At 47.1% G+C, this 21183-nt stretch carries 10 protein-coding genes; 8 read left to right on the forward strand and 2 right to left on the reverse strand.

Annotated elements, in window-relative coordinates; all coding sequences use genetic code 11:
* Positions 1-166 precede the first annotated feature (166 nt).
* The 8 genes from AC060N_RS13825 (at position 167) to AC060N_RS13860 (ending at position 16797) form a co-directional block, all read left to right on the forward strand.
* On the forward strand, positions 167-3202 hold the full coding sequence (locus tag AC060N_RS13825) for a SusC/RagA family TonB-linked outer membrane protein (RefSeq protein WP_479524330.1): 3036 nt from the start codon (positions 167-169) through the stop codon (positions 3200-3202).
* 12 nt (positions 3203-3214) lie between these two features.
* A complete protein-coding gene (locus AC060N_RS13830) occupies positions 3215-4753 on the forward strand; it encodes a RagB/SusD family nutrient uptake outer membrane protein (protein WP_479524331.1) in 1539 nt (512 codons plus the stop codon).
* A 13-nt stretch (positions 4754-4766) separates the two neighbouring features.
* Positions 4767-6518, forward strand: a complete 1752-nt coding sequence (locus AC060N_RS13835; protein ID WP_479524332.1) for a LamG domain-containing protein — start codon at positions 4767-4769, stop codon at positions 6516-6518.
* A gap of 263 nt (positions 6519-6781) precedes the next feature.
* Complete coding sequence (locus tag AC060N_RS13840; RefSeq protein WP_479524333.1) at positions 6782-8158, forward strand: glucoamylase family protein; 1377 nt, start codon at positions 6782-6784, stop codon at positions 8156-8158.
* 25 nt (positions 8159-8183) lie between these two features.
* A complete protein-coding gene (locus AC060N_RS13845) occupies positions 8184-10592 on the forward strand; it encodes a glucoamylase family protein (RefSeq protein WP_479524334.1) in 2409 nt (802 codons plus the stop codon).
* 23 nt (positions 10593-10615) lie between these two features.
* Positions 10616-12799 carry a glucoamylase family protein gene (locus tag AC060N_RS13850; protein WP_479524335.1) on the forward strand — a complete coding sequence of 728 codons (2184 nt, stop codon included), beginning with the start codon at positions 10616-10618 and terminating at the stop codon, positions 12797-12799.
* A gap of 14 nt (positions 12800-12813) precedes the next feature.
* Positions 12814-15159 carry a beta-glucosidase BglX gene (bglX, locus tag AC060N_RS13855; protein WP_479524336.1) on the forward strand — a complete coding sequence of 782 codons (2346 nt, stop codon included), beginning with the start codon at positions 12814-12816 and terminating at the stop codon, positions 15157-15159.
* Between the two features lie 18 nt (positions 15160-15177).
* The gene (locus AC060N_RS13860; protein ID WP_479524337.1) at positions 15178-16797 is read left to right on the forward strand and encodes a sulfatase family protein; all 1620 of its coding nucleotides are present in this window, start codon (positions 15178-15180) and stop codon (positions 16795-16797) included.
* Positions 16798-16895: 98 nt separating this feature from the next.
* Here AC060N_RS13860 and AC060N_RS13865 read toward each other — a convergent pair whose 3' ends face one another.
* A complete protein-coding gene (locus tag AC060N_RS13865) occupies positions 16896-18695 on the reverse strand; it encodes a hypothetical protein (RefSeq protein ID WP_479524338.1) in 1800 nt (599 codons plus the stop codon).
* Positions 18696-19529: 834 nt separating this feature from the next.
* On the reverse strand, positions 19530-21041 hold the full coding sequence (locus tag AC060N_RS13870) for an acyl-CoA dehydrogenase family protein (RefSeq protein ID WP_479524339.1): 1512 nt from the start codon (positions 21039-21041) through the stop codon (positions 19530-19532).
* Positions 21042-21183: the final 142 nt, after the last annotated feature.

Raw genomic sequence — 21183 nt, forward strand, 5'->3', positions numbered from 1 at the left:
GTCTAGCAACCTGTTACATATTCCAACATTATGATATGAGTGGCAATGATGAGGCGTTTTTTACACTTCACTTCGATGTGAGAATAAGTAGTGTGGAAAGATTTTAAACAGCTAAAGAGAACCGGCCTAATTTTAATTCCACAAACTGTTACAAAAAAGTGAACCTATGAAAAAATTAACGATTCTCTTTTCTTTATTAATTTCGGTTGCAACAGTTTTCGCCCAACAGCGAATAACTGTCTCCGGTACGATTACCGAAGCTGCTACCGGAAACCCCATCCCGGGGGTAACTGTTCTAGTCAAGGGGACGACCACAGGAACTGTTACTAACTTCGAAGGTAAATACACCATCGAAGCAGCCGGTGACGCTGTATTGACTTTCCGCTTTGTAGGAATGGAAAGTCAGGATATTGCCGTTAATAACCGAACGAATATCGATGTTTCGATGCAGCCCTCTACCCAACAGGTCGATGAGGTTGTTGTAGTAGGTTACGGTAAATTAAATGTAAAAGACCTGACTTCATCTATCGCTACTGTGAAGTCAGATGAGTTGGTTAAAACACCCACCGGACAGGCCATGCAGGCTTTGCAGGGGAAGGTTGCCGGTGTACAGATTATCAACTCGGGAGCTCCGGGTGGTGCACCAACCGTTCGAATCAGGGGAATTGGTTCTTTCCCCGGCAGTAGTGATTCAAGTCCTTTATACGTTGTCGATGGAGTATATTTCGATAACATTGACTTCCTTAACCCGTCTGACATACAAACTTTATCGGTATTGAAAGATGCCTCAGCTGCAGCAATCTATGGTGTAAGAGCAGCCAATGGCGTTGTATTGATTACAACCAAAAAAGGTACTTTGAATACCAAATCGCAGGTAAGCTACGACGGTTACATCGGGGTTCAGGTACCTCAGAATGTATTGAAAATGGCCAACGCAGAGCAGTTTGTCAACTACGTTAATCAAACGGGAGCAGCTGCTGATATTAGTTATATCGCCAATGCCATGCAGCGTTACGGCAGAAGCCGTATCAACCCGAATGTACCGGATGTCAACACAGACTGGTATAAAGAGATCATGCATTCGGCATCACGCCAGCAAAATCACTCGCTCTCTATCACCGGTGGTGACAAAAACACAGATTATTCAGTGGGAATGAGTTACTTTGAACAACAGGGGCTGTTAAAAACCAAAAACTCCTACGAACGACTGAATCTCAGGGGAAACCTGGATCAGGAGGTCAATAACTGGTTGAAAGTTGGACTGAACCTGAACTTAAGTAACGGTATTAAATATATAGCGGATGACGGAGCCTGGTTTGCAGCTTATCACGCTGTCCCAGTCTTACCTGTATATGATCAGGATAATTACGATCAACTGACAGCAGATAATGTTGCCTATGCAAGCAATTATGCCAGTGCACAATTGTTGGGGTATCGTGGGGCACAAAACCCGTTCTTTAACCTTGCATACAGAAATCACCGACAAGATATTAAGAAGGTATATGCAGGAGCTTATAGTGAAATCTCCATCATACCCAAAAAACTGACATTCAAAACGGACTATAACGTGTCATGGATGTTCTTGAGAGACCGGAATGTTGGTCTGCCATACTATGTTACTACTAACACGAACAGGCCTCTTTCAACCCTCAACACATCCAGAACGTTGCAAGCCAATAAATATTTCGACAACGTACTGACCTACACGGATAAATTCGGTCGTCACAATATCACTGCCATGGCAGGAACCTCGTACCGCGACGAGTGGTACGATTGGTTGGAAGGATACGCAGAAGACGTACCGCTCCAGCAAAATTCATGGTATATTGGCCAGTCCCGTTCTGAAGATTCAAAAACCGTTAATGACAATGCGGAAAGAATCTACGGTATGTCCTATTTCGGCCGTATTGCCTATAATTACGGAGGTAAGTACCTGGCGTACGTCACCCTTCGTAGAGAAGGAACCTCCAAGTACCAGGAAAAATGGGGTACATTCCCGGCATTCGGACTTGGTTGGGTCGTTTCAGAAGAAAGCTTCTTCAAAAACATAAGATTCATTAACTACCTGAAACTTAGAGGTGGTTGGGGCCGACTCGGAAATGACAAAATTGCCCGTCAGGATGGAGCCAATACGACTACTCCTGTTTACATCGCTGTCGACGACACAAAAACTGATGGTACCACAACGACCAGTACATTTGGTTACCTGGGATGGGAGATTGTCGAAGGTAAAAACGCTGGTCTGAGTGCCCGTTTATTCGACAGCCGTCTGAATATTGAGTCTGACTACTATATCAGGGATACCAAAGACGCTGCCATTCCTGTTCTCCTCAAACTGCAGCCCGGAAGCGTTCTGAAGAATGTGGGTGTTATCCGGAACTCCGGATTTGAACTCTCGTTAACCTGGAATGATCAAATATCAAAAGACTTAAGCTATACAATCGGTGCCAATATATCCACACTGAAAAATGAAGTACGAGACCTCTACGGCCAACAATACCTTGACGGCGGACAAGCCGAATTCCGTCAACGGTCGCAGGTGGGTGAACCGCTGCTCTCATTCTACGGATATCAGGTTGCCGGTGTATACCAAAACCAAGCCGAAATAGATGCCGATCCGATCGCAACGGATAATGGTCTTGTTCCCGGTGACTTCAAATTTGTTGACCAGAACAACGACCAGGTAATCGACGATAATGACAAAGTATTCTTAGGCTCTTATTTCCCGGATTTGACATACGGTGCAAATCTTGGTTTAACTTATAAGAACATCGAATTCTCGATGAGCATCATGGGACAAAGAGGAAATAAAATCCTGAACCGAAAAAGAGGCGAGATCATTTGGACCAATGACACGAACATCGATGCCGACCTGGCCAATGGACTATGGCATGGAGAAGGAACTTCCAATAAGTATCCTTCAGCTGCGGCCCTCAGACGTGGTTGGGACCAGAACTTCAGCGATTACCTCCTTGAAGATGGTTCATTCTTCCGGATTCAAAATGTCCAGCTTGCCTACAATATCAAAGGCTCGAAATTGTTAGGTGCCGGTATGCCCGATGCAAGGGTTTATGTAACCGCAGAGAAACCTCTGACTGTATTTAACTACAACGGCTTTAGCCCGGAAGTTCCCAACGGTATCGACCGTCAGTTCTACCCGGTTCCGGCAGTTTATACGATTGGACTTAATCTTAAATTCTAAATTCTCCGAAAGATGAAATTAAACAAGATAAAAATACGCTATTATCTGCCTGTTCTTCTCAGCGGGCTGTTAATGCTACCGGTATCCAGTTGTACCGACAAATTAAATGCACCTTTTGAAGATGAATCCTTTACAAGTGATGTGGATTACTCGAAAGGACAAGACATGATTCTGCCACTCATCGGAGCTTACTCCAAATTCTATGATCAATCGTGGGATGGAGCTATCACCTACAGTTTACGTGGCGACGATGTTGATGCGGCCGGTGACCAGGCTCCTATGCAGGAGCAGGACAACTACAGCTACCAGGCCAGTCACTGGAATATCAATGCGTTATGGGAACACCAGTATGATGCCATTGTGAATGTTTTCACCGAAATCGACGAAATCAACAAGTACCGGCCTGCTGCCAATAATGATGCGCTGGCAGACCAGTATATTGCTGAATGCCGTGTCATGAGGGCGTGGGAATACCTGACACTGGCCAAAACCTTCGGTGGCTGTATTATCATCGACCAACTGGATAACATTCAGAATACGCCGGTGAGCAACAAGCAGGAAGTAATGCAGTACATCGTAGACGAAATGACCGAAGTCATCCCGGATTTACCAGCGGTAAGGCCCAATGAGCGGACCGACGTAAAAGGAGGTATTACTGCGTTCACTGCCTACGCCATCCAGGCAATGGCTTACCAGGAAATGGAAAATTACCAGGGAGTTGTTGATGCCACTTCGGCCATCATCAATTCCGGTAAGTTCAGTTTGTCAAACGACTTTTACCACCTGTTTAAAACAGCCGGTAAATTGAACGATGAAAACATTCTGGAGTTCCAATTCTCAGATTTTGGACAGGGACAGGGTGACAGTTTTAATCACCTGTTTGCTCCATACGGCACCGGAGCCTGGACACCTGTAGTTGCTGGAGCTGGAGCTGGATGGGGATTCTATGCGCCATCGCTGAAATACGTCGAATTCATGCTCGACAGAGGTGAAACCGTTCGCTTGGAAACATCCGTTGTTTTCACACCGGACGGCATCACTCAACTTCAGAACGACTACGGTACACTTCCCAGTTGGATTAGTAATACAAACAGGGAAGGCGACGTGTTTAACAATACTCCCCGTTTGAATTTCGGAAGTGGTAAGTTTATCCAACCGTCGACTGAATTGATACCTGGAAGAACTTCTCCGGGAAGCAATAAGAATTTCATTGTCATCCGGTATTCCGAGATGTTGCTGATGTATGCAGAAGCCCTGACCAGGGGTGCGTCGAGCAATATCAGCATGACCGCCGATCAGGCCGTGAATATGGTAAGAGAACGTGCAAATTTGGGAGATCTGAGTGGTGTAACAACACAACAGGTTCTCGATGAGAAATTTGCAGAGCTTGCCACCGAGTGGGGTATCCGTTTCTTCGACATGGTACGGACTAAAAATACAACTGAACTGAGCTATGGAGGCAGAACATTTACCATGGACAAGGCTTATTTGCCTTTCCCGGCAGCTCAAATATCTAGCTTACCACAGTTGGCAGACGGAGTCCAAAACTAAAAAACTAACTGAAATGAAAATATACAGTAAATTAATCGTTTTTGCATTGACACTCTTCCTGTTCAATGCATGTACGCAAGACTATATCGACTCAATCACTAAGGTAGATCCGGGAACCGATGAGTCGGCACCGCAGATAACCGTGAACTTTCCGCCGGACGGATATGAGCTTCAGACGAATGAAGCGGTTACATCTATCGATATTGATTTTAAAGTCACAGATGACATTGAAATCCAATCGATATCTCTGAAGGTTGACGGAACTGAAATCAACAATTACAGCGAGTTTAAAGACTACCGTGTAGCCATGGAGAAGTATACATACGATAATGTAACGACAGGCTCGCATGTTCTTACCGTTGAAGCAACCGATACGGATGGAAAAACGTCAACGACGAATGTCAATTTCACCAAAGCTCCGCCTTACGTTCCAAAGTATGCTGGAGAGACATTCTACATGCCGTTTAACAACGAATACCGGGAGATGAACAGTCTGACACTGGCAACTGCTGTTGGTATGCCTGGCTTCACCGATGGTATTCAGCAAGGAACAGCTTACCAGGGAGCAGCTGATTCGTATTTAACCTTCCCGGGAACTAGTTTACAAGGAGACGAATTCAGTGCGACATTCTGGTTGAAGCTTCCTTCGACCATCGATAGTCCAGCCGGACTTTTGGTGATGAGTCAGGAAGATACAGCTAATCCGGATGCACAAAATGTAAGAACAAGTGGTTTCCGCCTCTTTTACGACAATTCAGGTGGACTGGCCCAAATTAAAGGTAATGTGGGCACCGGCGACGGCGAAACCTGGGTTGACGGTGGCGATGCAGCTAAGTTCGACCCGGCAGTTAATAACGGTTGGCTCCATGTAGCATTCACGATTTCCAAAACCGAAGCCACTCTTTATGTAAACGGTCAGCTCATTAAGCAAAGTGCTACCACCGGCGTTGATTGGACCGGTTGTGATCTGCTTTCCATCATGTCCGGTGCTCCGCGATTTACCGGTTGGGGACATTATTCCTGCACGGGAGATATGGACGAGTTACGACTCTACAACAAAGCACTTTCACAGGCGGAAATTCAAACCATGATGTTGAAAGAAGAATCAACGTTCCACATGGGCTTTAACGGTAATTATAAAGATGCCGTGAGCGGCGAGGTTGCAACAGTTGTAGGTTCTCCTGACTATGCCTATGGCGACGGTGTTTCCGGTGATGCCTACCAGGGAGCAACAGATTCTTATCTGACATTCCCGACAACCGGTTTGCAGGGAAGTGAATTTAGTGCGAGCTGCTGGCTGAAACTGCCGTCAACTATTGATAGTAACGCTGGTATTTTGGTGATGGGACCGGAAGACACCGCGAATCCGGATGCACAGAACGACAGAACAAGTGGTTTCCGCTTCTTCTATGATAATTCGGGTGGTCTGGCCTATTTCAAGGTAAATGTCGGTACCGGTTCCGGAGAAACCTGGGTCGATGGTGGCGATGCTGCTAAAGTTGACCCGGCTGTTAACAGCGGCTGGATTCATCTGGCGATGACGATTTCAGGAACTGACGTGGCCTATTACATCAACGGGCAACAGGTAGGAACCGCTACAACTACCGGAATCGACTGGACAGGTTGCGATTTGTTCTCCATCATGTCAGGAGCACCCCGGTTCACCGGATGGGGACACTTGTCATGTACAGGAGAGATGGATGAATTGTACCTGTTCAATAAAGCACTTTCAGCTGATGAAGTAACACTACTGGCAAATGAGTAGCAGCAATACAGTGGTATTTTAAGCATACACCAACTGTAAATCCGCTGCGTTCTCAAACGTCATTTTTCATAGATTATAGATTAGATAGGTTCTTCTGACAGTGGGAATGGCTGCCCGGAAGCATCCGGGCAGCTTTTTCTATCTAAACTACCTGCCAGACAAGGCATGATCTGTCTCTTCTATCCTTTTTAGAACAATCTTTTTTTGACATCCGAATAAACCAAACAAACAGGGATTCTCATCCCTGAAAGAGCACCGAGCATATGAAAATATTGATAACAAGCCTACTCCTGCTCCTGATGGCTGGATGCGTTCATTCTGCTAAAAAAGACGGGAAAAAGGAAGTAGATACCGGGAAATATGCTGACCTGACTGACAATCAATTGTTGGATACGGTCCAATACCAAACCTTTCAGTATTTCTGGGACGGAGCCGAACCGAACTCGGGGTTGGCCCGCGAACGGATTCACATGGATAATGAGTACCCGCAGAACGACCAGAACGTAGTAACATTGGGAGGTTCCGGCTTTGGAGTGATGGCTATTCTGGTAGGAGTTGAACGTGGTTTCATTACCCGTGAACAAGCATATACCCGTTACCGGAAGATTGTCGATTTTCTGGCGAATGCCGACCGGTTCCATGGCGCATGGCCACACTGGCTGTACGGCGAAACTGGAAAGGTAAAGCCTTTCAGTAAAAAAGACGATGGCGGCGATTTGGTCGAAACAGCTTTTATGATGCAAGGTCTGCTGACAGTCGCTGAGTATTTTAAAAACGGGAACCCCGCCGAACAACAACTGGCTTCCGATATTCAGCAACTATGGAAAGAAGTGGACTGGAACTGGTACACCAAAGGAGGCGAAAACGTTTTGTACTGGCACTGGTCACCAGATTACGGCTGGGATATGAATTTCCCGGTAGGTGGTTACAACGAGTGCCTGATTATGTATGTGCTGGCAGCTTCGTCACCCACCCACCCTATTCAACCGGCCGTTTATCACGAAGGCTGGACCTGCCACGGAGCCATTGAGAAAGACACGGTTTACTACGGCCTTCATACCGTCCTGAATCATTACGAACACAACAACGATCCGGTGGGGCCGCTGTTCTGGGCACACTACTCTTACCTGGGACTCAATCCGCATGGATTATCCGACCAGTATGCCGACTACTGGAAACTCAACCGCAACCATGCGCTAATCAATTACCGTTATGCGCTCGACAATCCGAAAGGATATAAAGGTTACGGAAAAGAGCAATGGGGACTGACCTCGAGCTATTCCATAAAAGGATATGCCGGTCATCATCCCGGTGAAGCGGATTTAGGTGTGATTTCTCCAACCGCTGCACTCTCATCGTTTCCATACACACCCAAAGAATCGATGCAGTTTCTGAAATACCTCTACCTAAAGGCCGATTCACTGGTTGGAAAGTATGGCCCGTACGATGCTTACAGCGACACCTACCATTGGTATACGCCTCGCTATCTGGCTATCGATCAGGGGCCGATTCCCGTGATGATCGAGAACTACCGGACCGGTTTGCTCTGGAAATTATTCATGCAAAATGAAGATGTTCAGAGAGGTTTGAAAAGACTGGGATTTACCGTGACATCCGAATCCGCTAAAGCGGAAGATTGAATTACAACCATTAACTGAACCGAAAATGAATAAAAGCAGGCTAGTCGTTCTCATCATTTTAATCGGGCTTTTCCGCACCGGATGGGCACAGGAAGTCACTTTCTTTACGGAAGGAACGGACGCGACCTACTACGACCAGGGACTGGTGGATGTGGCCAACCTGGGCGAAAGCACCTTCGAGCATACCTATCCGCCTGGAGCACCGCAATACGACGACAAAGTTCCCTGCACAACAACGGCTTACCAGGGAGCTACTTCGCTGAAATTTAACTATACCTCCTCTCCTAACGGAAACTGGAAAGCAACGATCTTCCGTAACGATTGGTCCACAGCCGATATCTCGGGAATGGATTCCATTTCGTTTTACGTTTACACGGATAATGCTTTCCCGGCTTCGGCCCTGCCGCTAATTGGCATCAGGGCCATTCAGGCCGGTGGCACTTCCGAAGTTTCTTCCCAGTTATACGCGCTGGCCGATTACAACAACGACCTGCAAACCGGACAATGGAACCGGGTTACCTTTCCGCTAAGCGTAATCTTTAACGACGCGAACAATAGCACACTCGATTTCACGAAAGCAAAGGGAATCATTTTCAACCAATCGGAGAACGATAACAGCTCGAGGCTGATCCTGATTGATGAAATTACCGCTTTTAAAAGCATCAGTGACGTACCGGCTGTCACCGGACTTACTGCCACAGGTTATGACAGCCATGCCGAGTTGAACTGGACGATTCCCATGAATGATTTGTCCTACCGGATTTATGCTTCGTTCGATGGTGGGCAGACATTTGAACTCAGAGGCGAAACTACGCAAAATTACTACCTGGACTTCGTTCCTGCGAATGCAAAAAATTCAACCATCACGTACCGCGTCACTGCTACCACGCAAGGCAAAGAATCGACTCCGGTTGAGCAAACGGCTACCCTCAGGGACTTTACTGATGATGAGTTGTTGGATATGACCGAAAGGTATGCGTTTCGCTATTTCTGGGAAGGCGCTCACCAAGCAACAGGAATGGCACTGGAACGCTCCAATGGTAATGGAACAACGGCTGCTTCGGGTGCTACCGGAATGGGATTGATGGCCATGATCGTGGCTTATGAACGGGAATATCGTCCACGCGACGAAATAAAAGACCGGATTCTGAAAATCCTGAATTTTCTCGAAAACTGTGACCGTCACCACGGAGCCTGGTCACATTGGTACGATGCAGACACATACAAAACAAAGCCTTTCAGTACCGATGACGATGGCGGAGATTTAGTTGAAACATCATATGTGGTGCAGGGACTCATTGCCCTAAAAAACTACTTCACGGGAACGGATGACAAATCGGTTCAAATTAGGCAAAAGGCCGATCTGCTATGGAAAGGCGTTGACTGGGATTGGTACCGGCAGGATGGACAAAACGTGCTGTATTGGCACTGGTCGCCCAACTACGGCTTTGCCAAAAATATGAAAGTACAAGGTTGGAATGAGTGCCTCACGACTTACCTGATGGCTGCCGCCTCTCCCACTCATGGCATTCCCAAAGAAGTGTATGAGCAGGGCTGGGCCCGCAACGGTAGTATCGTCAACCAACGCACATTCTACAATTTTCCCATCAGTTTGTCACCCGACTGGGGCGGTCCGTTGTTCTGGATTCACTACTCCTTCCTGGGAATCAATCCGCACGGTTTGAAAGATCAGTATGCCGATTACTGGTTGGAAAATGTTAACACGGCGAAGATTCATCACGCCTACGCGGTCGACAATCCAAAGAATTTCCCGAACTACAGCGACAAGTGTTGGGGCCTCACCGCCAGTGATGATCCTGATGGCTATACTGCACACAGACCATACGATAACGACAACGGAACGATCAGTCCGACGGCTGCTCTGGCCAGCATGCCATACACGCCCGAAGAATCGTTGAAAGCATTGAAATATTTCTATCGCGAACGGGGCCAGGAACTGTTTGGCTTGTACGGACCTTACGATGCATTCAATGATGCTGTAAACTGGGTGCAACCAGCCTACATCGGAATCGACCAAGGTCCCATTGTGGTGATGATTGAAAATTACCGTACCGGTTTGCTTTGGAACACCCTGATGAAAGATAGCGACGTGCAGGCCGGATTGGACAAGTTCGGTTTCCAGTACGAAACCTCAACCGACGTAAACGATATTCTTAGCAACAAACAGGAATTCAGCGTATATCCCAATCCGGGAAACGGACAGGTATACATCGACTTTCCGGCTATCAATACTCAGCGTGCAGTTGGTGTGAGTGTTTTCGCTCTCGACGGCCGGTTGGTTCTGAAAAAGAACCTAACAAGTTCCGGTACTGAGATTTTTGTCGACTGTTCTGCTTTGCCCGACGGAATGTATATCCTGCAGCTCGTCAACGGGAACAACTATGGCCAAACCAAACTGGTCATTCGAAAATAGTTGAACGATTAAAATTTCGAAGAATGAAAAAACAAACTTTGCTAGTGCTCTTGCTGCTCTTTACCGGCATCCTGAATGCCAAAGAGCTCGAATACAATCAGGTATTCTTCGAAAACTCCCTGATGAAGAAAAGCTGGTTTTTCAGCGAAACTTCTTATCAATCTCCCAGCTTTGTTCTGAATATTCAGGGCAAACTTCCGGTAGAAAACGAGAAATCTTTCACTCCGGGAAACAGTCTGCAACTAACCTACCAATCCGCTCCGAACGGCCAATGGAGCGCCCGGTTGATGTTTCCAAAATGGCGCGGCAAAGACTTTATCAAAAACGGCGACTTTCTTTTCCTGCACTTATACGTGGCGGATGAAACAGCCCGAACAGAACTACCCAATATTTCCATTGAGTTGAAAAATAAAAAGACATCAAAAGCACTTGCGCTGGCGGGTTATCTAAAAAATTATTCCTCAAGGAAGTGGATGGAAGTCAAAATTCCGCTGAAGGATTTCGAGGATGGCTCTTCCATTAAATTTCAGCATAGTGAGGATATTCAGTCCGTTGTATTTCAACAGGCTTCGACTGATGGAAAATCTCACCATCTATTGATTGATCAGGTGGAGATACTGCCGGAAGAAACCGACGCTCAGCCTATGGCAACACCGGCTTTGAAAACGGCAAAAGGCTATGAACGACATGTCGATTTAAGTTGGAATCCGGTTAATCCGGAAAACGTGAAGTATGTAAAAATCTACCGCTCGGAAGACAATATTCATTTTCACCCAGTTGCTGTTCAAAGTCCGCAGTATGCTTCCCGCTATGCTGATTTCACTGGTTTCCCGGGAAAAACGTATTACTACAAAATCAGTTACCTGAATTACCGTTACCACGAATCGGAATTATCTCCTTCTGTAAAAGCAACAACTCACGCCATGACCGACGACGAATTGCTGGATATGGTGCAGAAGGCTTGTTTCCGTTACTATTGGGAAGGAGCAGAAGCCAACAGTGGACTGGCGCTGGAAGACATTCCCGGCAGGAAAGATATGATTGCTACCGGAGCATCCGGTTTTGGTCTGATGGCACTTATCGTAGGAACGGAACGGGGATTCATTACGCGTGACCAACTGATTCAGCGCTTAACCAAAATTGTCTCTTTCATCGAAAAAGCGGATCATTTCCACGGGGCCCTTCCTCACTTTCTAAACGGTCCTACCGGGAAGGTGGAGCCGTATTTCGGCAAATACGACGACGGCGGTGACTTAGTGGAAACCTCCTTCTTCATGCAAGGATTACTGGCGGCACGGCAGTACCTCAACCCCGTGAATACACAAGAAGAGCAACTCCGGAACCGGATGACAAAAATATGGGAAGGAGTGGAATGGAACTGGTACAAACAAACCGCTGACAGTCCGTTCCTCTACTGGCACTGGTCGCCCGACTACGCCTGGCACATTAACCACCGGTTGATTGGTTGGAACGAAACCATGATTACCTATCTACTGGCCATTGCCTCATCGACGCATTCAGTTTCGCCGGAAATGTACTACAGCGGATGGGCCAGTCAGGATACCATCGCACAGAAATACCGCTCGGCCTGGGGCAAATCAAAGGATGGTTCGATGTACACCAACGGAAAGACGTTTTACGGGGTGAACCTGGCTGTAGGTGTCAACAACGGCGGTCCGCTGTTTTTTACACACTACTCCTACATGGGCTTAAATCCTCACCTCTTTCAGGATAAATACACCAATTATTTCGATAACAACCGGAACATTGCTTTAATCAACTATCGGTATTGTTGCGAAAATCCGAAAGACTTTACCTACTACGGAGAGGATTGCTGGGGACTGACCGCCAGTGACGGACCATGGGGTTACAAGGCCCGCGAACCCCTTCAACGAATGGACGACGGCACCATTGCACCGACAGGCGCGATTGCCTCTTTTCCCTATTTGCCGGAAGCCTCAATGAAAGCTCTGAAATATTACTACCGTGATTGTGGTTCGTTTCTGTGGGGCGAATACGGTTTCCGCGACGCCTTCAACCTAAAGCAAGACTGGTGTGCCAACATCTACATGGGGCTAAATCAGGCATCGATGGTTGTGATGATAGAGAATTACCGAACCGGCCTGATTTGGAAGCTATTCATGCAAAATAAAGAGGTACAGAAAGCCCTACAAGAACTTGAATTGGAAAGTAAGAAAAAACAATAAAGACCAAACACACTATGAAGCAACGAGTGAACATGTCCATATCGCTTTTAATATGGCTAACGCGATGGACGAAACAGTTAAAACGGAAATTTTATCTGCCGGTAGTGCTGCCAATTCTGGTAGCAGCCTGCACGTCGACAAATCATCAGTCTCCCATGGACCGGAAGATTGATGGCCTGATGAAACAGATGACCCTGGAGGAGAAGATCGGACAGTTGAACCTGCCGGGAGCCGGTGATATCACCACCGGTGAAGCTACCAATTCCGACATCGCCTCTCAAATCAAGGCAGGCAAAGTCGGTGGCCTTTTCAACATCAAAACCGCCGAAAAAATTCGGGAAGTACAAAAAATAGCTGTCGAGCAAAGCCGGTTGAAAATTCCATTGATCTTTGGAATGGATGTCATTCATGGATACCAAACGGTTTTCCCGATTCCGTTGGGACTGTCCTGTAGCTGGGATATGCCGCTGATTGAACAGTCTGCTCGCATTGCAGCGATTGAGGCCAGCGCCGACGGTATCTGCTGGACCTTCTCTCCCATGGTGGATATTTCCCGTGATCCGCGCTGGGGACGAATGGCAGAAGGAAGTGGAGAAGACCCGTATCTGGGTTCTGAAATTGCCAAAGCCATGGTCAAAGGCTATCAGGGTGACTCACTGACCAAAAACAACACCATCATGGCGTGTGTAAAGCATTTTGCTTTGTATGGTGCCGTAGAAGCCGGGCGTGACTATAACACCACTGATATGAGCCACATCCGGATGTACAACGAATATTTTCCGCCCTACAAGGCGGCGGTGGACGCCGGCGCGGGAAGTGTGATGACGTCCTTCAACGAAGTCGACGGAATTCCGGCCAGCGGCAATAAATGGCTGATGACCGATGTTCTGCGCAAACAATGGGGCTTCAAAGGATTCGTGGTAACCGATTTTACGGCGATTAATGAAATGACCGCCCACGGAATGGGTGACCTGCAAACGGTTTCAGCACTGGCATTGAAAGCCGGAGTTGACATGGACATGGTAGGCGAAGGCTTCGTCAAAACGCTCAAGAAGTCGTTGGAAGAGGGCAAAATTACCCAAGAGGAAATTGATCGGGCTTGCCGGTTGGTACTCGAAGCGAAATACAAGCTGGGATTGTTCGACGATCCGTATCGCTACTGCGACACGCAGAGAGCAAAAACAGAGATCTTCACACCTGAACATCGTAAAATTGCCCGCGAAACAGCAGCCCAAAGTTTTGTTCTGCTCAAAAATGAAAAACAGGTTCTACCGTTGCAGAAAAAAGGCACCATCGCCCTGATTGGACCATTGGCAGCGAACCGCGAAAATATGGACGGTACCTGGAGTGTAGCCGGCGATTTCAAGAAATCAGTTTCGCTGCTGGATGGCATCCGGAATGTGGCCGGCGATAAGGTGAAAGTTATTTACGTAAAGGGCGCCAATGTAGTTGCCGACTCAGCACTGGAAGCACGCGTAAGTATATTTGGCAAACCCACCTACCGGGATAACCGTCCACCGGAAGTGATGATTCGCGAGGCGGTGAATGCTGCCCGCAAAGCAGATGTGGTGGTGGCAGCTCTGGGCGAAGCCGCAGAGATGAGCGGTGAAAGTTCCAGCATGTCGCACATTGAACTGCCGGAGAATCAGCGTGAATTACTAAAAGCACTGCTCAAGACCGGAAAGCCGGTTGTCATGGTGCTCTTTAACGGACGACCGATGGCCATCAAATGGGAACAGGAACATGTTCCTGCTATCCTCGATACATGGTTTGGTGGAACCGAAGCGGGCAACGCCATTGCTGATGTGCTGTTTGGTGATGTCAATCCTTCCGGAAAACTGACTGCAACGTTCCCGCAAAACATGGGACAAGTACCAATTTTCTACAACCACAAAAACACGGGCCGGCCGCTTCCGAAAGGAAAATGGTTCACGAAATTCCGTTCCAATTATCTGGACGTTTCCAATGCTCCGTTGTATCCGTTTGGATTTGGCCTTAGTTATACGACTTTCGACTACGGCAAAATAAAACTGAGCAGCGCTTCCCTTACCGGAAACGAGACGCTCACCGTTTCGGTTCCGGTCACCAATTCCGGAAACCGGGAAGGCAAAGAAGTAGTTCAGCTCTACATCCGCGATATGGTGGGAAGTGTCACCCGTCCGGTGAAGGAACTCAAAGGATTTCAGAAGATCGGCCTGAAAGCCGGTGAAACCAAAACAGTGACCTTCAACATCACGACTGACGACCTGAAGTTTTATAATTACGATTTGAAATACGACTGGGAACCGGGTGATTTTAAAATCATGGTGGGCGGAAATTCAAGAGATGTGCAATCAGCCAGGATAAACTGGCAGGAATAATTTATAAAACGTCAAATTATGGAATCTCATTTTTTAAAAGGGAAAACCATTGCAGCTGTTGGGGTGGGAGCTTTAAGTTTGTTTTCTGCCTGCAATCAAAAGGCACCGGCGCCTAAAAAGCCCAACATCATTTTCATCATGAGTGATGATCATGCTTACCAGGCTATTAGCGCATACGATCAGAAGCTAATTCAAACGCCCAACATTGACCAGATTGCCAACCAGGGAGCGCGTTTCGATCATTGCTTCGTCACGAATTCGTTGTGTAGCCCAAGTCGGGCAGTGATTCTCACGGGGCAGTACAGCCACCGGACCGGCGCGCGGGACAACTCTTTTTCGATGAGAATTAAACCGGACATTACGACTTTCCCCATGCTGTTGCAAAAAGCCGGTTATCAAACAGCCATTGTTGGGAAATGGCATCTCCTCAACAAACCGAAAGGTTTCAACTACTCTTCCATCCTGATTGGACAGGGAAATTATTATAACCCCGACTTCATTACGAATGGGGACACCGCACGGGCGCATGGTTATGCGACAGACATTACCATGAACAAGGCGCTTAACTGGCTTTCGAGTATGCGGGATAAAAGCAGTCCGTTTTGCCTGATGATTCACAACAAGGCGCCGCACCGCGATTGGCTGCCCGATACGACCGATTTCCACGAATTCAGCAAAGACCTTCCTTTGCCGGCCACGTTGTTCGATGACTATTCCGGACGCGGAAAAGCCGCCCACGAGCAAATGATGGAAATCGACAAAAACATGCATTTGTATAATGACCTGAAATATAACGCATCGGGGCCGATACCTAACGACGCACCGACCGATCTCCATCGTGAGCTTGACCGCATGGATAGTGCTCAGCGTGCTACCGTACTTAAATTCTACGCCAGTGAAGATGCGAAGGTGGATACGTCCAAAATGACGCACAGGGAATTCGTTATCTGGAAATATCAGCGGTACGTAAAAGATTACCTCCGCTGTATTCGTTCGGTTGACCGGAATGTAGGCCGGTTACTCGATTATTTGAAACAGGCTGGATTGCTCGACAATACCCTGATTGTTTACACCTCGGACCAGGGAATGTATCTCGGAGAGCACGGCTGGTTTGACAAACGGTTCATGTACAAACAGTCGTTCCGGACGCCGCTGCTAATGCGCTATCCGCCCAAAATCAAGCCTGGCACAGTTGTAGATGGCATGGCAATGAATCTCGATTTTGGCCCAACCTTCCTTGATTTGGCTGGTGTTCCGAAACCTGATTATATGCAAGGCACTTCACTGGTGCCGTTGTTCGGTGGGCAAACGCCGGCAGACTGGAGAAAGGCAGTTTACTATCATTTCTATGAATACCCCGGCTGGCATGCCGTGAAACGTCATTACGGTATCCGGACACAGCGATATAAACTCATCCATTTCTATTACAATGTGAACGAATGGGAGTTATACGATCTGAAAAACGATCCGGAAGAGATGCAAAATGTTTACGACAACCCGGATTACCGGCAAGTCAGAGATTCGTTGACGACGCAGTTGCGCTTGTTGCAGAAGAAATACGGGGATTCCGATTCACTGGCAGAGAAATTTTTGGAGCATGATAAACCAATGATGGATAGATTTAAGAACGTCTATTAATGACGATGAGACATTGGATTGATTCTGTCTGAAAGCGAACTATCCATCCAAGTGTAGAGTTCCCCGCCTGAAGCTAAGCAACGGGCGGGGATATTCTTTTACTTCAAACTTTCAATTTCGGCAACCAGGCGTTGCAGCGTTTTTTTGCTGTTGTCCAGCTCGGTTAAAATGCCGGCTTTGGTATCTTCAAATTTCTCCTTCGCCGAACTGAACAATCCCTGGTAGTAGTTGATTCCCTTTTCGAGGTTACCGGCGAACGACGACAAGTATTTTTCCTGCTTAACCGTCACCGACTTTTTGGTCTCTTCCACCTTATCCTTCAGGTAATCGATGTAAATCTTTAGCTCTTTCACAAACATGTTGGGACGATCGGCACGGGCCATCATATTGCCACGACCATAAATGTGATCGGTAATCTCCTTCAGACTAACCACTTTATTGAAATAGGCCATATTCGGTCCGGGACAAACAGATACCCCTTCACCTTCGTCTTTGGTATCCATATGATGCGCTTTCAGGGCTGATGTTCCCAGTCCAACGCAAATGCAGGATTTGTCGATCACCGCGTTCACTTTTTCCTGATAAGTCTCTTCTGACATTCCCTCTTTTTTCAGCTCTTTCAATTTTAACAGCTGGTAATGCCGCGAAGCAGGACAAATTCCCTTTTCGGTGAATTCGTTGTTCAACGCCACATACTTCTTCGGGCACGGACTTCCCGGCTTTCCACCCTGGGCCCATGCCATTTTCTCCACATCTTTTGTGTTACCACGAAGGTTGTTGAAAGGCACGCCCAGCGGAGAAATGTTGCTCAGATACAAATCGTCCTCTTTGGCTTCCGCCAGTTTATTCATGGTTTCATCATCTACGGTGGTAGCTTCCGGAACCAACAAAAATGGGGAACCCCAACCGACAGAATCAATCTGGTAATGCTCGATGAGGAACTGATGCTCTTCCGCCGTTCCTACACCGCCTTGTGCGGTAATTTTCAGCGGAAGCGTATGTTCAGGAACAATCCGGTTCTTTGCAGCCAGCGCCTGTACCATGATGTCGTGTACGTCCTGTATTAGTTTTTCCCGGTTATCCCGGAATTCCGCCAAAATCGGTCCCATCAGGTTGCCTTCGGTGGCAAAAGCGTGACCGCCGCAGTTCAGGCCCGATTCAATTCGGTACTCCGAAACCCACAGGCCTTTCTTCGCCAAAAACTTTCCCTGGATAAACGCCGAGCGGAAATCACTGACTTTTAAAACGATTTTCTTTTTGACGTATCCATTTTCATCGGGAAAGAAGTCGTCGAAATGTTCCAGGTAACTGTACAAACGTGGATTCATTCCGGCCGAAAGCACAATACTCGAATGCAAATCGCTGTTGGCAAAACCGCGCAACGCAGCGTGCGCATCGTTAAACTCAACCGGTAATTTCTCTTTATGCTGGTAGTTGTCTTTGTCAATTTTGGTCATGATGTTGACATCGATACTGCCCATCGAGAGGTTCTCCCGGAGCCAGTTGCCAACTTCATCCCAATTGATGTACTTTGCCGTCCGCTTCTTGAACTCCTGTTTAATCATCGAGCTATCGGGCAGCATATTGATGTATTCCCTGATTTCGTCTTTCTTTTCCAGTGCAGCGCTCTTCAACTCTTCGAGCTTTCGTTCAGCCACGCTGTTCATCAGGTTGAGATACGAGGTGATCCGCTTGGCGCGAAAATCCTCAATCTTCTCGGAAATTTCCTGGTAAGGCATTTCGAACTTTTCGCAATACATCTTCCGCAGTTTCTCGAGCAGCATGTCATCTACCAGCGAAATGACAGAATCGATGCCCAAATGCGCAACCTTCAGCGGTGTGTCAATGGTATATCCGATTCCCATAACGGGAATATGAAACGAGTGAGTATTGGCCATAATGATATTTGTTATTCGGTAAACGCTGGATTGGGCTGCAGTGGCTTGCGGGTATTTTTTTCGACCGTGGGAAAGTTCCGGCCGGCGGGAGATTATCTGTTCTTCCTCTTCAAATCCTTCACGTCATTGCTGCCTCGAAGGCAACGTTCAACTCTTATTTTCTCATGCTATGTCATTCAATCGGCACAAGATAACGGAAATTTGAGGGCCACGGCAACCCGAGCGCTTATATAGATTTCTTCTGCATTACGTTTACAGGTTTCAGGTGCAGCTGCGCGGGTTCAGGTTAAAGGTTAAAAGGGTTTCTGTTGTCCCTATCGTTAAAAGGTTTCAGGTTACGCTACGCGATTTCAAGTTTCAGGTTATGCTTTATTTTAGTTGTGCTCCAATAGTTACGATGTTTTTTCTGTTACTCGAAGCCTTACAGATAATATATACATAGCAACTTCTTAAATGATTCGTCCCCTACATCGCCCATAGGCGATACGTGCGTTTGCCCGTCAAAGTTGCCCGGGCAGGAGTTGGGGGGAGCGGTTTTTGGCGGGGATTCAGGATTGTGGGTAGGGAAGAAAATAACCGTGACGCGGGTGGAAGGATCACTTTGACAAGATTTTTGCAATACTTTTCATCGAATGGAAAAGTATGAATAATCTGTTAATACTATCCGTGTCCATCCGCGGATGATCTCTGCTTTAGCGGGAAAAATCGTTATGCTTTTTGCGTGAAATATCTAATTGAAGAAAAGTTTCAAGTATTAAGAAAGATACCAGACAAAAAAAGGATGTCATCACTCAGAGTGACAGACATCCTTTCATATTTTTTTGAATGAAACGCTTAACTGAACTTCAGCCACGAACTGTCTTCACGGTAGTCAACTACCGGAACGGTTTTCATTTCGAACTTGTACGAGCTGACCAGCATGGCAATGTCGTGCCGGATGGTTTCAATGCTTTCCTTTACCAAGTCACTACGGAAGCCTTTTGTTCCGAGATCGACCACATGATTGGCCGCAATCACCTTGCTGATGATTTTTCCTAAATCGACCACTTTCCGTTGCGGTAAATCGAAATCGACTTTGAAATTCACCAGCGACTTGAAATAGTCGGCTGCCCGCTCGGTCAGATTATAAGACTGGAAGAAATCCAACAGGTTCACCTCTTTCTTCTTCCGCATCATCTTCAGAACACCTTCCGATATCTGCGTGTACAGCATGTCGTTCGAGCCTTCGAAAATCTGGAACGGACGGGAATCCATGATTCCCCGCGAGCCTACGTTCTCGGCCTTGTAGCCGTTCGCTCCCAGTAGCTGTGTGAGCGTCTGTGCCGATTCCTGCATCAGGTCGGTAATGTAAGCCTTCATGCTACCGGCTTCCACAGCATCCGGCGACAGATCATTTTCGATACCACTGTGTTCTGCACTACGCGAGCACATGGCCGAACTGATGGTAAATGCACTCTGAATTCGGGTAATTTGGTGCTTCACCTGGTCGAGGGACATCAGCGATTTCCCTCCGACAAAGCGCGAAGTTACCTGTTCGATCGCCTCATCCATCATCCGGTGAATAAAGCCCATGCCCATTCCCGGGAACTGAAACCGGCTGCGGTGCAACAGGTCCATCATCAACTTCAATCCGGTGGTCTCCGGCTTCAGTTTATTCTCTTCGGGTACTTTGATATCAATCTTATTTTTCCCGTAAGGAATCGGATATAATCCAATGTTGTTGTAATACTCTTCTACTTCGATTCGTTGTTCCGGTTGGTGGGCGTCACAAACAAAAAAATCAATGTCGCGTCCCAACCGGCCATCTGCCGTTTTAGGCCTTGAAGTCATGAGCCAGTAGTCGGCCATGCCTGTTAACCCCTGCCAATGCTTGGTACCCTGAATATGATAGTGATCCCCTTCTTTCACATTGAATGTATGCATGTTGAGTGCATCGCTGCCATAATCCGGTTCCGTAATCATCAGTCCCCCCATATTTTGCTTATTAAGGAACCGTTTGAAGATGTCGCCTTTGACTGAATCCTGGGCATACTTCACCACCGGTTCCAGAAAAAGAGCGATGTTGATGCCGAAAATCAACGACAACGGCAACGACTCGTACGACGCAGTCTCCAAAACGCCCAAACATTCCTTTACCTTCACTCCCCTGCCTCCATAGGCTTCAGGAATGGCAACCGATAACGGATTCCGGGACATGATGTCGCGCAATACGACGGCAGGAAATCCCCTCTGCTGAATAAATTTCTCAATGTCGTCCCGCTCATAAAAAACACTCTTCAATGTCTCTTTCAACGAGTTGAGAAACGTGCTAAACGGAATTTGACCTGTACTTTCAGAAATAATCATTATTGTATTTTGTTTGATGTAAATGCCATGCTATTTAAAACGCCTCTAAATTTACGCTTAATCATGCAGATTCCATAAAGGAATATCAACATACAACAGCAAGCAAAGGGCTAATAATGTTCACAGGCGGGAATAAAAAACA

This window comes from Prolixibacter sp. DSM 2831, assembly GCF_056493735.1.

What these genes read in the sequence shown, in the direction of transcription:
- AC060N_RS13865 (WP_479524338.1), bottom strand. Translation starts at nt 18,695, where the DNA reads ATGGCCAATACTCACTCGTTTCATATTCCCGTTATGGGAATCGGATAT.
- AC060N_RS13825 (WP_479524330.1), top strand. Translation starts at nt 167, where the DNA reads ATGAAAAAATTAACGATTCTCTTTTCTTTATTAATTTCGGTTGCAACA.
- AC060N_RS13845 (WP_479524334.1), top strand. Translation starts at nt 8,184, where the DNA reads ATGAATAAAAGCAGGCTAGTCGTTCTCATCATTTTAATCGGGCTTTTC.
- AC060N_RS13870 (WP_479524339.1), bottom strand. Translation starts at nt 21,041, where the DNA reads ATGATTATTTCTGAAAGTACAGGTCAAATTCCGTTTAGCACGTTTCTC.
- AC060N_RS13860 (WP_479524337.1), top strand. Translation starts at nt 15,178, where the DNA reads ATGGAATCTCATTTTTTAAAAGGGAAAACCATTGCAGCTGTTGGGGTG.
- AC060N_RS13835 (WP_479524332.1), top strand. Translation starts at nt 4,767, where the DNA reads ATGAAAATATACAGTAAATTAATCGTTTTTGCATTGACACTCTTCCTG.
- AC060N_RS13850 (WP_479524335.1), top strand. Translation starts at nt 10,616, where the DNA reads ATGAAAAAACAAACTTTGCTAGTGCTCTTGCTGCTCTTTACCGGCATC.
- AC060N_RS13830 (WP_479524331.1), top strand. Translation starts at nt 3,215, where the DNA reads ATGAAATTAAACAAGATAAAAATACGCTATTATCTGCCTGTTCTTCTC.
- AC060N_RS13840 (WP_479524333.1), top strand. Translation starts at nt 6,782, where the DNA reads ATGAAAATATTGATAACAAGCCTACTCCTGCTCCTGATGGCTGGATGC.
- bglX (WP_479524336.1), top strand. Translation starts at nt 12,814, where the DNA reads ATGAAGCAACGAGTGAACATGTCCATATCGCTTTTAATATGGCTAACG.